The 13,495-nt window shown below is 27.8% G+C and carries 11 protein-coding genes; all 11 read left to right on the top strand.

The features are described 5' to 3' along the window. Nucleotides 1-564 precede the first annotated feature (564 nt). The 11 genes from ACZ5CK_RS09060 to ACZ5CK_RS09010 all read left to right on the top strand — a co-directional run bounded on the left by ACZ5CK_RS09060 (nt 565) and on the right by ACZ5CK_RS09010 (nt 13,494). A complete protein-coding gene (locus ACZ5CK_RS09060) occupies nt 565-1,056 on the top strand; it encodes a hypothetical protein (protein ID WP_464581493.1) in 492 nt (163 codons plus the stop codon). Next, nucleotides 1,053-1,553, top strand: a complete 501-nt coding sequence (locus ACZ5CK_RS09055; protein WP_464581492.1) for a hypothetical protein — start codon at nt 1,053-1,055, stop codon at nt 1,551-1,553. Before ACZ5CK_RS09060 ends, ACZ5CK_RS09055 begins: the two co-directional genes overlap by 4 nt. A gap of 154 nt (nt 1,554-1,707) precedes the next feature. Next, nucleotides 1,708-2,142, top strand: a complete 435-nt coding sequence (locus tag ACZ5CK_RS09050) for a MarR family winged helix-turn-helix transcriptional regulator (RefSeq protein ID WP_464581491.1) — start codon at nt 1,708-1,710, stop codon at nt 2,140-2,142. A gap of 23 nt (nt 2,143-2,165) precedes the next feature. Continuing rightward, nucleotides 2,166-4,364: an ABC transporter ATP-binding protein gene (locus ACZ5CK_RS09045; RefSeq protein WP_464581490.1), complete on the top strand. Its 2,199-nt coding sequence runs from the start codon at nt 2,166-2,168 to the stop codon at nt 4,362-4,364. Then, nucleotides 4,361-6,214: an ABC transporter ATP-binding protein gene (locus ACZ5CK_RS09040; RefSeq protein WP_464581489.1), complete on the top strand. Its 1,854-nt coding sequence runs from the start codon at nt 4,361-4,363 to the stop codon at nt 6,212-6,214. The genes ACZ5CK_RS09045 and ACZ5CK_RS09040 overlap by 4 nt, the downstream gene beginning before the upstream one ends. A gap of 106 nt (nt 6,215-6,320) precedes the next feature. Then, nucleotides 6,321-7,208 (top strand): 16S rRNA (cytosine(1402)-N(4))-methyltransferase RsmH, encoded by an 888-nt coding sequence (gene rsmH / locus ACZ5CK_RS09035; protein ID WP_464581488.1) that lies wholly within the window; start codon nt 6,321-6,323, stop codon nt 7,206-7,208. 14 nt (nt 7,209-7,222) lie between these two features. Beyond that, entirely contained in the window at nt 7,223-7,498 is a 276-nt protein-coding gene (locus ACZ5CK_RS09030; protein WP_464581487.1) for a hypothetical protein, read from the top strand. A gap of 4 nt (nt 7,499-7,502) precedes the next feature. After that, a complete protein-coding gene (locus ACZ5CK_RS09025) occupies nt 7,503-9,206 on the top strand; it encodes a penicillin-binding transpeptidase domain-containing protein (RefSeq protein ID WP_464581486.1) in 1,704 nt (567 codons plus the stop codon). Then, nucleotides 9,181-10,146: a DNA polymerase III subunit delta gene (gene holA / locus ACZ5CK_RS09020; RefSeq protein WP_464581485.1), complete on the top strand. Its 966-nt coding sequence runs from the start codon at nt 9,181-9,183 to the stop codon at nt 10,144-10,146. Before ACZ5CK_RS09025 ends, holA begins: the two co-directional genes overlap by 26 nt. Before the next feature lie 4 nt (nt 10,147-10,150). Further along, complete coding sequence (locus tag ACZ5CK_RS09015; protein WP_464581484.1) at nt 10,151-11,245, top strand: HD domain-containing protein; 1,095 nt, start codon at nt 10,151-10,153, stop codon at nt 11,243-11,245. A gap of 77 nt (nt 11,246-11,322) precedes the next feature. Then, nucleotides 11,323-13,494, top strand: a complete 2,172-nt coding sequence (locus tag ACZ5CK_RS09010) for a sodium-translocating pyrophosphatase (RefSeq protein ID WP_464581483.1) — start codon at nt 11,323-11,325, stop codon at nt 13,492-13,494. Nucleotide 13,495: the final 1 nt, after the last annotated feature.

Below are 13,495 nucleotides of genomic sequence, written 5' to 3'. Positions count from 1 at the left end.
AACATTTTTTGATAGTTGGAAATTCCAAGTCCTAAAAATTGGAATCAAAACAAAACTTATTCAAACGCTCGATTGCTAATCTGAAAAAAATAATCATGAGCATATTTTTAATGCAAGCATTAAAAATAGATAAAGGTTTATATTAAAAAAATAATTTAATACATGTTTAAAACAAATAGGTATTTTAATTTATAAGATTTAATTTTTTTCGCGAAGCGATGCTTAGGCAATCTTCGGGTTTTCATTCGTTTTATTTTTGAATTCCAATATATTAAACTCCATTTACATTTTTTTTGGAATTTTCAAGGATTCTTTCATATTATTTATTTATATTTTATTCTATCAATAATCTGGAAGTGATGACATTTTTGTCATCACTTTTTATTTTTAATTATAAAGAAATATTTTAGAAATAAAAATAATATAAAATTATTTTGCATACGAAATATTTCTATGCGAAATATTTCTATAGAAAATTTATAAAAATGAAAATACAAGGAGGGAGAAAAGTGAGAAAACAAATGGGAAGATTTAAAATTATTTTAGTAAAGAGGATCTGGGATTATGAGTAATTTAATTTTTGGATTTGGATTATTAATATTTGTAATAATACTTTATGTTTATTTATTTAAAAACAAAGGAAAAAAGGAATTTAAGAAAGCTGTGAAAAAAGGGAATAGAAACCTTATTCAAAATTCTATTAGAATATTTTCAATATTTTTAATCATAGGAATTCTACAAAATTTTCTCTCTCCAAAACAAGTTGGTGATTTTTTATTGAATTTTTCTGGTGTAAAGGGTATAATAACAGGATTATTTACTGGTGCAATAATGATGGGGCCCCCGGCTTCAGGGTATCCTATTGCTCAATATTTATTTGAAAATAATGCAAGTATATCTCTTGTTTCATCGTTTTTGCTTTCCTGGGTTATGCTTGGAATAGTTTTTATAACATATGAATTACAAAATTTCGGAAAGAAATTTACTATTGTGCGAAATCTCTATGCAATAATATCAATAATAATTATTGCATATTTAATGGAGATGATATTATGAAAAAGTTTATAAAAAATTATAAAGTAGAAATAGTCATTTTTTTAATAGCAATAATACTTATATTTTTTAATCCAGATAAAGCAATGCTTGGAATAAAATATGCGGTAAAGACATTTTTATATCTTTTGCCTATTATTGTAAGTGTAGCATATTTAACAGGTTTTATTTCTGAAATAATACCAAAACAAACAATAAAAAAATTTGTAGGGAAAGAAAGTGGATTTAAAGGAAAATTATTAGGAGGTATTTTTGGTAGTTTAATGATAGGACCAGCATATGTTTTTTTTCCATTTTTTGCTGAATTAATAAATAATGGTGCAAGTATAGGAGTAATAGCGGTGACAATTGCTGCCTGGTCTATTAAAATTCAATGGTTGCCTTTTGCATTATCAATATTGGATATAAAATTTGTTTTATTGATAAATTTATTTATAATTTTATATGCATTTTCAAGTGGATATATAATGGAGTTGTTTTTTAAAAACAAAAAAATATAAAAAATTAAGGTGATGACATTTTTGTCATCACTTTTTATTTTTAATTACAAAGAAATATTTTAGAAATAAAAATAATATAAAATTATTTTGCATACGAAATATTTCTATGCGAAATATTTCTATAGAAAATTTATAAAAATGAAAATACAAGGTGGTGATAAAATTGGATAAAACATATGAAATTATCGCATTATTTAAAGAAATTCGTGAAGCAGTAAAAAAAACGATGATATCTAATTTTAAAAATAGTGACTTAACATCATCTCAATGGATGTTGCTGGGATTATTACTAAAAAATGGAAAAATGAAAATGAGTGATTTAAGTAAAAATATGGGATTATCAAATAGCACTGTTTCTGGTATAGTAGATCGATTAGAAAAACAAGGATATGTTGTAAGAATTCGCGATGAAAAAGACAGAAGAAAGGTTTATGTTGAAATTACTTATAAGTTTCATGAAGTGGCTAAAAAAAGTCATATGAGTATTGAAAAGAGCATTGAAAAAAAATTAAAAAATATAACAGAGGAAGAAATAAATAAAGTAATAGAAGGATTAAAAATTCTTAAGAAAATATTTGAAGAAGAATAAAATAATGAAAAGGAGTAGATAGAATGCTAAAGATTATAAAATATTTAAAGCCATATACATTTTTTCTTATATTAGCAGTTCTATTACTATATATTCAGGCGATGACAAATTTAGCTCTTCCTGACTATATGTCTGAAATAGTAAATGTTGGTATCCAACAAAATGGGGTACAGGATACTGTTCCTAAGGTTGTTAGAAGTAGTCAAATGAAACATCTTTTTTTGTTTATGTCTAATGAAGATAAGGAAAAAGTACTTGAAAATTATGAATATATAAAAAAGGGTAGTGAAAAATATGATATATATTCAAGAGAATATCCAATCTTGGAAAAAGAACCAATATATGTTTTAAAAGATAGCGTAACTACCAAAGGCCTTAGTAATATATTTGCTAAAGCTTTTTTTGCTGTTCAAGCAATAGAAAAAGGTCAAACGGAAGGTTTAAATATTAATAAGAATAGCAAATTGGATATATTTAAACTATTAATATTTATTCCACAACAACAAAGATTGGATTTTGTAAATAATATTTATGAAAAAATTAGTGTTATGGGAGATGAAATGATAAGACAGTCTTTAATAATGGCTATTAAAGATGAATATGAAAAAGTGGGAATTGATTTATACGAAGTTCAAAGGAATTATATTTTAAAAGCTGGTGGCATAATGCTTTTAATAACTCTAATAGGTGCAATTGCAGCAATATTGGTAGGATTATTAGCTTCAAAAACTGCTGGAGGATTGGCTAGAGATCTTAGAGAGAAATTATTTACAAAAGTTGAAAATTTTGCTGGAGAAGAATTCGATAAATTTTCTACAGCTTCTTTAATTACACGAACAACTAATGATATTACACAGATACAAAATGTTATGGTTATATTGATTAGGATAATGTTTTATGCTCCAATATTAAGCATTGGGGGTATTATTAAGGCTTTAGATAAAAGTGTTTCTATGTCCTGGACTATTGCAGTTGCTGTTATTTTTTTGTTAGGAGTTATTTCTATCATATTTGCATTTGCATTGCCGAAATTTAAGCTAATACAAAAATTAGTTGATAAATTAAATCTTGTTTCAAGAGAAAATTTAACAGGTATGATGGTTATAAGAGCATTTAACACAGATGAAAAGGAAAAAAAGAGGTTTGATGATGTTAACAAAGAATTAACAAAGACATCATTATTTGTTGGAAGATTAATGTCATTTTTAATGCCTGCCATGATTTTTGTGCTTAATGGAGTTATGTTATTAATTATTTGGGTTGGCGCACATCAAGTTAATGATTTTAGTATACAGATTGGAGATATGATGGCATTTATGCAATATGCTATGCAAATAATTTTCTCATTTTTGATGATGGCTATGATATTTATATTTTTACCAAGAGCTTCAGTATCTGCAACACGTGTTGCGGAAGTTTTAGAAACTCAACCATCAATAAAAGATCCTGAAAAGCCGAAAACATTAAATAATAAAGTAAAAGGTGTTGTGGAATTTAGAAATGTATATTTTAAATATCCTGGTGGTGAAGATTATGCTTTAAAAGATATTAATTTTAAAGCATTACCAGGACAGATGACGGCTATTATTGGTTCTACCGGTTCTGGAAAATCCACATTGGTAAATTTAATACCAAGATTTTATGATGTTAGTAAAGGACAGGTTTTAATAGATGGTATAGATGTAAGAGAATTGACGCAACATGAGTTGAGAGAATATATTGGATATGTACCTCAAAAAACAACATTGTTTAGTGGGACAATAGAATCAAATATAAAATATGGTAATGAAAACCTAACTGATGAAGAAATGGAAAAAGTTGCAGATATTGCAGAAGCCCTTGAATTTATTAATAAGCTACCTAAAAGATTCAAAGAAGAAGTTTCTCAAGGAGGTATAAATTTTTCAGGTGGTCAAAAACAACGATTATCCATAGCAAGAGCATTAGCTAAAAAAGCAAAAATATATATTTTTGATGATAGTTTTTCTGCATTGGATTTTAAAACAGATTTAAATGTTAGAAGAAAATTAAAATCGTATACAAAAGATAGCACAATTATTTTAGTTGCGCAAAGAATTTCTACAGTAATTAATGCTGATCAAATTATTGTATTGGATAAGGGAAGAATAGTTGGAAAAGGAACACACAAAGAACTTATGAAAACATGTCCGGTTTATAGAGAGATTGCCTACTCTCAATTGTCAGAGGAGGAGTTAGCATGAGCGAAAGAAGAACACAACAAAGACATAGGGGTCCAGGTGGTGGCCCAATGATGAGAGGGCCTGTTGAAAAAGCTAAAGATTTTAAAGGAACAATGAAAAGATTAATAAAATACCTTTCTCCATATAAACTTCCATTGATTATTGCAATTATATTTGCTATGATAAGTGCTACATTTTCTATAATAGGTCCAAAGATTTTGGGTAAGGTAACAACAAAGATTTTTGAAGGTATTATGGGTAAAATAATGGGGACATCTAGTGGTATAGATTTTATATACATAGGAAGAATTATGGTTATTTTATTAGGTATCTATACTTTGAGTGCATTATTTGGTTATATACAGGGATGGTTAATGACAGGGGTATCAATGAAAGTTACATATAATTTAAGAAAACAAATTATGGATAAAATCCATAAAATGCCTCTAAAGTATTTTGATGGAACAAATCATGGTGAAATTCTTTCAAGAATAACTAATGATGTAGATACAATAAATAATACTTTAAATCAAAGTTTGTCTCAGATAATTACTTCTTTAACAACAATTATTGGTGTTTTAGTAATGATGTTGTCTATTAGTTGGCAAATGACTTTGGTTAGCATCATAATTTTACCTATTTCTGGAATTTTAATGATGTTTGTTATTAAACATTCGCAAAAATATTTTAAAAAAAGACAAGATTTTTTGGGTCATGTTAATGGCCATGTTGAAGAAATGTATGGTGGACATGTAATAATGAGAGCGTTTAATGGAGAAGAGAAAAGTATTAATAAATTTCTTGGAATGAATAAACAATTATATGATGCTGAATGGAAATCCCAATTTTTATCCAGTATGATGATGCCGTTGATGAATTTTGTGGGAAATCTTGGATATGTTGTTGTAGCCGTTATGGGTGGGTGGTTTGCAGCAAAAAGAATTATAGAAGTTGGAGATATTCAAGCATTTATTCAATATGTAAGATCGTTTACACAACCAATTGCTCAAGTTGCAAATATCTCTAATATTTTTCAACAAACAGCAGCAGCAGCAGAACGTGTGTTTGAATTTTTAGATGAAGAAGAGGAAGTTGAAGATGTGGAAATACCATTAAAAATTGATAATATTAAAGGAAAAGTAGAATTTAAAAATGTGAAATTTGGTTATAATCCAGAAAAAATTGTTATAAAAAATTTCTCAGAAGTAATTCAACCTGGTCAAACAGCAGCTATAGTTGGCCCTACTGGTGCAGGAAAAACAACACTCGTAAAATTATTAATGAGATTTTATGATGTTAATGATGGAGCTATCTTAATAGATGATCATGATATTAGGAGTTTTTCAAGAAAAGATTTAAGATCAATGTTTGGTATGGTTTTACAGGATACATGGCTATTTAATGGAACTATCATGGAGAATATAAGATATGGAAGATTAAATGCAACGGATGAAGAGGTAATAGAAGCTGCAAAAATGGCTCACGTTGATAGCTTTGTTCATGCATTACCTGGTGGATATAGTATGGTTATAAATGAGGAGATGAATAATATATCCCAAGGTGAAAAACAGCTTATAACAATTGCTAGAGCATTTCTTGCAAACCCAAAGATTTTGATATTGGATGAAGCTACCAGTTCAGTAGATACAAGAACAGAAATAAAAGTACAGGAAGCTATGGATAGATTGATGAAAGGTAGAACAAGTTTTGTTATAGCTCATAGATTGTCTACAATAAAAAAGGCAGATCTTATCATTGTTATGAATGAAGGGGATATTATAGAACAAGGTACTCATGAAGAATTGTTAAAGAAAAACGGATTTTATGCTGAATTATATAATTCGCAATTTGAAGTTGCTGGTGAAATATAATAAGGAGCCATATCTGGCTCCTTAATTTTTCCATAATTCTTTTGGTTTCTTTTGTTTTTTAGAGTATATATGATATAATTTTGAAAAAAAGATTTCGAGGTGTAATATGCGTAAATATGAAGATTATCATAAAAGTGTAATGGTTAATGAAGTATTGGAAAATTTGATAACTAAAGAAGATGGAATATATGTAGATTGTACCACAGGTGAAGGTGGTCATATTAAAGCAATTTATGAAAAAACTAATGGAAAAGCTAAGATAATAGGTGTGGATTTAGATTATGAGGTTCTTGAAATAGCAGAGCAGAGATTGAAAGAGATTACTGATGATATAGAATTTTTCAAATCATCATACAGAGATATAGATATTGTTTTGCATGGGTTGGGAATAGAAAAGGTTGATGGTTTTTTAATGGATTTAGGAGTTTCTACATTTCAGTTAAAAGGTGAAAATCGTGGATTTTCTTTTATGAAAGATGAACCATTAGATATGAGAATGGATCCCGATTCTGATTTTACTGCATGGAATGTGGTCAATGAATATTCGGAAGAACAGTTATCTAAAATTATCTTTGAGTATGGTGAAGAATTTAAATTTTCAAGACGGATAGCGAGATACATAGTGAATTCAAGACCTATAAATACAACATTTGAACTTGTTGATGCAATAAAAAAAGCATTACCACCAAAAGAAAGATATCGACGAAAAAGACATTTTGCTACTAAAACTTTTCAAGCTATTAGAATAGAAGTTAATGGGGAGTTTGATAATATTAGAACCGCTCTTGAGAAGTTTCCGGAATTTTTAAATAAAGGTGGAAGAATTTGTGTTATATCATTCCATTCTTTAGAAGACAAAATTGTTAAGAATTTTTTTAGAAATCATGAAAAATTAAAGATTTTGACAAAAAAGCCGATATTACCTAGTGAAGAAGAAATTAAAATTAACCCCAGAGCAAGGAGTGCTCGAATTAGGGTAGCCGAAAGGATTTGAAAGGGGGCTAAACTATGGAAAAACAATTGAAGTTTTTCCCCGCTATAAATCAAAAAACATTACAAAAAGCTAAAAGCATTTCTTTGTCATTCGTCTTTTTAGTGTTTTTGCTTATTATTATGATTAGTTTTATAATTGCAACTTTAAATTTTGGAAATAAAATTCAAACTTTAAAAAACAATGTTTCCGTTTTAAACTCCAGAATTTCCGATTATAATACAAAAATCCAAACTGTTAACACAGAAATAGAATTTTATAAACAAGCTCTTATTGTAATGGAGGAAGATTAGCCTTGTGCGACGCAGTCGTTTAACTCTTCTCATTATAGTTATTCTATACATAACTTTAGTTTCCTATATTTTTATTTTAAAGCCATATGCTTTAAATAAAAATTATAAAATTGAAGAAAGTAGTAAAAAATTAGCGACCTTAACTGATAAAGAAGGTCGCATTATTGTAGTTGACAAAACTATTTATGAAGTGTGGTTGGATTTGAAAACGATAAAAGAAAGAAAAAAACTTGAAAAATTGAAATATCAGTTAGATAGGTTTTTGAAAGAAGAAGATTATGAAAAACCATATATCATGTTAGGGAAATATGAAGATATTTTAGAATTAAAAACATATATTCCAGAAAGCATCTTGAGGTATTGTAGAATATATAAAACATATGAAAGAAATTATAATACATCATATGATTTAAGAAAAAATATTGGTGAGAAGGGTAAAACTGAATATGGAATAGAACCGTATTTATATAATAATGGAATATTAGCAAATTCTGAAAAAATTAAATTAACATTAGATTTAAAAATGCAAAAAATAGCTTATGAAGAATTATCTAAAATGATAAAAAGTCAGAATGCAGAGGGTGGAACAGTTATTATAATGGAGACAAAAACAGGAAAAATTAGAGCTTCAGTATCTAATTATCCTTATAATATGGCATTTATGGGATATGTTGAGCCAGGATCTACTATGAAACCTATCATATATTCAATAGCCCTTGAAAAAAACCTCATTTCTCCTTATCAAAAATTTTCCTTAACGTCTAAAATTTCTCCAGTTCCAGGGGTTAATTTTACTATAGGCGAAGCAGAAGGACATCATTTTACAAGTTTAGATGCGAAAGATGCTATAGCTTATTCATCTAATGTAGCAGCAGTAAAAGTGATGCAAAAAATAATGGGCAATTTTTCTAATGATTGGTTATATAACAAGCTTGAGCAAATTGGTTTTGGTAAAAAGACTGGTATAGAATTTAATAAAGAAATTTCAGGTGTTTTTACAAAGCCAGAAAAGTGGTATAAAATAACTCCTTATCAGATTGCTATTGGACAAGGTATCGGTGTTACCCCAATTCAGCTTGTTTCTATATTTAACGTATTTGCTAATGAGGGAAAATATGTAAAACCAACTTTTTTAGAGGATAAGGTTACTGATAGTCGTCAAGTGTTTTCACCTGAAATAGCTAATTTAATGAAGGATTGGTTGAGATATACAATGTTAAAAGGAACTGCTAGAAAAGCTTATAAACCGGGTGTCTTAATAGCAGGAAAAACAGGTACTGCACAAAAAGCAATATCTGGAAAAGGTTATTCAGATAAATATTATTCATTATTTGTAGGTTTTTTTCCAGCATCGAAACCAAAATATACTATAGTTTCTATAATTGATGATCCTAAAAATGAATACTATGGGGGTGAAGTAGCTGCTCCAGTTGCTACAAATATATTTAGTAGATTAGAAGAATTTAATTATTATAAAAAAACAGAAATTATAGATGATTATTTGCCTAATTTAAAAGGAAAGACTCTCATGGAAGCTTTGTTTATATTGAAAGAGATAGGAATAGATGAAAAAAAGATTATTATTTATGGTAATGGTAATTATGTAATAAAGCAAGATCCAGATGTATCTTATGATAAAGATGAAGTAAATTACGTCATATTATATTTAGGAGATGAAAAAAATGGAAAAGATAATAATATACGGTGATTCTAATATAAGAATAGAAATGGCATTAAAAAGTTTTTATGATAATGAATTAGAAAATATTAAAATTTCTCCAAATTCTCAAAATGCATTAAATGAAATAAAAAACAATTTATTATCAAATTCTTTGTTTGGTAACAAAAAAATAGTAATTATAAAAGATTTTAATAAATTTAAAAAGAAAGAGCAAGAGGAAATTTTAGATTTAATAAAAGATATATATTCTGAGAATGTTGATAAAATAATAATAATTAGTAATTCAAAAATAAAATTTAAATTTGACAAAGAAATACAGTGTATGTTACCGAAACCATGGGAAGAAGAGAAATGGATTGATTATATAAAAGAAATATCAAAGTTTTTTAATAAAAATATAGAAGATGATGCAATAAGATATATTTTAGATGTGTATGGAACAAATGACAATTATTTGTTTGAAGAAATTAAAAAATTTTCTATTTATTCTGATAAGGATACTATTACAAAAAAAGATATTGAAGAAATAGGTTTTGCATATATAAATATGGATTTTGAGGAATTTTCTTATTTGTTATCTTCAAAAAGAAAAGAAGAAGCTTTAGAAATAGCAAAAAAATATCTATCGGATACAAATTTTAATATAATATTTCTATTGGGTTATTTATTTAAATACTTTTTTGACTTATATCGTGTTATAATTAATATTGAACAAAAGAAAAAATATAGTTGGCCGGAAGTTCAAAGAATATCGCAAATTACTTCTGTATCAAAGTTAAGAGTTAAAAAATTTTTAGGGGTTAAATTTAAAAATGAAAAAAGATTCTATGCAAATCATGCTATGTTATATTCAAAAGGCGCTATAATGGATATTATAATAAAAATAGAAGAATTTGATAGAATGGCTAAAAAGGGAGAAAAGAAGGAAATAATTTTATATAGTTTAATAGAAAATATATGTGGGTGATAATATGGGATATGGAAAAAGCATTTATGAATTGACAAATTTATTTACAATATATCGTTGGAATAATAGACCGGCTGTATTACGATTTACAGAAGCGGATAATGTATTTCACAGTCTCCTTTTAAGTTTAGTTTCAATAGAATTTTTAAACAATATTTTGGATGAAAAACTTTCGATATCTAAAAATATAAAAGCTAAAATTTTTAAAGAATTACCGAAAATAATACTTTCTGATGTTTCTCTTGATACTAAAAAAAGAATAGTATCAAAAGATAAAGCCATTTGGGATAAAGTGTTAGATAAAAGTTATGACGAATTGAGAGAAAATAAGATTTTTGGTGTTTTTGAGGAAGATTACGAAAAAGATTTTGAAAAGTATGCAAATTTTATAGATTTAATGGTTTCGTTAAAGGAGATTGAGATAAATAGTAGACTTTTTCCTGAGTATTATTCAATTCCCAAAATGGAAACAGAAAAAAAATTAAGGAAATTAAGATTAGATCTTCCATATATTAACGAATTAGAGAGTATTTTAAATTATGTTTTAAAAACATCAACGAGAATGACTACAATGTTTCGTTGGAATAAAAATCATAGAAATGTAAGGAGTTCAGTTTCTTCTCACACTTTTATGGTAACTGTTGTATCTGTAATTTTCTTTTATTTAAGTAAAAATTCTGATGAAGAGTTATTGAATGAAATCATTATTGCCAGTATATTACATGATTTTCCTGAAGCATTTACAGGTGATGTTATTACTCCAACAAAGAAAAAAGTAAAAGGATTAGAAAATATAATTTCTAATATTGAAGAAGAAATGATAAATGAATGGCTTAATAATGAAAAAGATACAGAAAAAGTTTTTTCTCGATTAAAGAAATATATGATAAATCCTTTTGAAGAAGAATATGGTAGATATGTAAGAAGTTCAGATTTATTTAATGCTATGTTAGAATGTGCTATTGAAATAAAAACTGGTAATTCACAGTTGCTTTTTAGAGAAGCATTTTTTGGAATGAAAAAAGAATTAAAACAATTTAAATTTGATTTTATATATGATCTTATTGATGATATAGAAAAGTTAACTTTTTTTAATTAAAAGAATTAATATACTCCCCAATAAAATTTTTTGATATATATTAAAGTAATCAAATCTGTATAGGGGAGGGAAAAAATATGTTATTAATTTATTTAGTTATTGTTCCTTTATTAGCTCTTATTTTAGCGTCATTTAATTATTACTCTGTAAAGAAATTAGATGAAGGCACGGAGAAAATGCAAGAAGTTGCTTTAGCTATAAGAGAAGGAGCTAAAACGTTTGTTAATCATGAATATAAAACAGTAGGTATTTATGTAGTTTTTATAGCTATCATTTTAATGATTGTAACAGATATCAATACAGGATTAGCTTTCTTAATTGGAGCTATTATGAGTGGTAGTGCGGGATATATTGGTATGAAAATGGCAACTTATGCAAACGTTAGAGTATCAAATATGGCTCGAAAAACCAAAGATATTGGGAAAACATTAAAAGTAGCTTTTCGTGGTGGAAGTGTTATGGGACTTTCTGTTGCAGGTTTTGCTCTTTTAGGATTAATATTTGTATATTTGATATTTGGTGTGTGGAGAGGTCAATTAAATAAAGAGTATATAGTAGTTATCAGAAATTGGTTAGGAATAAGTTATATACCATTTGCAATGACAATTTCAGGATATGCATTAGGATGCTCTATTATTGCTATGTTTGATAGAGTTGGTGGAGGTATATATACAAAAGCTGCAGATATGGGTGCGGATTTGGTTGGAAAAACGGAATTGGCTTTGCCAGAAGATGATCCCAGGAACCCAGCAACTATTGCTGATAATGTTGGGGATAATGTTGGGGATGTTGCAGGTTTGGGAGCAGATTTACTTGAAAGTTATATTGGGGCTATAATTTCGTCTGTAATATTAGTTCTATATGCAAGTTTTTTGATATCAAAAGATATTAAAGAAATATCTTATTTAGTTACATATAAATTATCAATTTATCCAGTATTTTTTGCTATATTAGGATTAATTGGGGCGATGATGGGAATATTATATGTAATATTTAAGAAGAGTTCTAATAACCCTCATAGAGAGTTAAATAATTCTTTATTTTCATCAGCTTCTATAACTTTAATATTAACTTTTTTCATGAGTTTCTTTTATTTGAAAGATCTACCTGGTGATCAATTGAAATTAATGAATTTTAGATTTGGAGTATATTCACCATGGCTATCAGCATTTATAGGTATAATATCAGGTATAATAATAGGTTTATTGGCAGAATATTATACCAGTGATAAATATGCTCCTACTAAAGAACTAGCCCATTTTTCTAAAGGGGGACCTGCTATAATAATATCTAAAGGAATGGCACTAGGTATGAAAAGCGTTTTATATCCAGTTTTTATATTAATGTTTGGAATTCTATTAGCAGATTATTTCTCCGGATTATATGGTGTTGCTATGGCAGCAATGGGTATGCTTTCTTTTGTTGCGGCAACGGTATCAGTTGATTCTTATGGACCTGTTGCTGATAATGCTGGTGGAATTAGTGAAATGGCTGAATTAGAGCCTGAAGTTAGAAAAATAACCGATACATTAGATTCTGTAGGAAATACAACTGCAGCTATAGGAAAAGGTTTTGCTATAGGTTCAGCAGCTTTTGCTGCATTGTCTTTGTTTGCTTCTTTTGTATATTCTCAAATTAACCCATCTATGCAGGTGGATTTAAAAAGTTTTTTAAATATTAATTTAATAAGTCCAAAGACTATAGCAGGTGCTCTTTTTGGAGCAGCATTACCGTACTTTTTTAGTGCATATTTAATTGATGCAGTAGTGAATGCGGCTGAAAAAATGGTTGAAGAAATCAGAAGACAGTTTAGAGAAATTCCTGGGTTAATGGAAGGGAAAAATAAGCCAGATTATAATAGGTGTATTAAGATTAGTAGTGATGGAGCTTTAAAAGAAATGAAAATTCCTGCTTTAATTGCAGTATTAACTCCATTAATATCTGGATTTATATTTGGAACGGACTTTGTTGGAGGGTTATTAGCAGGAACTACATTTAGTGGAGTTATGTTAGCAATTTATACTGCAAATTCAGGTGGCGCATGGGATAATGCAAAAAAATATATTGAAAATGGAAATTTAGAAGGTGAAGGAAAAGGAACAGATGCACATAAAGCATCTGTCGTAGGGGATACTGTTGGAGATCCTTTGAAGGATACAGTTGGGCCATCACTGGACATATTAATAAAAATAATGGCAGTGACCTCTTTAATTACAGTTTCTATATTTAAAATATACCATTTATTCTAGA

This window comes from Marinitoga okinawensis (genome assembly GCF_055387075.1).
Note: the sequence above shows the minus strand (reverse complement) of the source record. Positions and strands in the feature narration are given on the sequence as shown.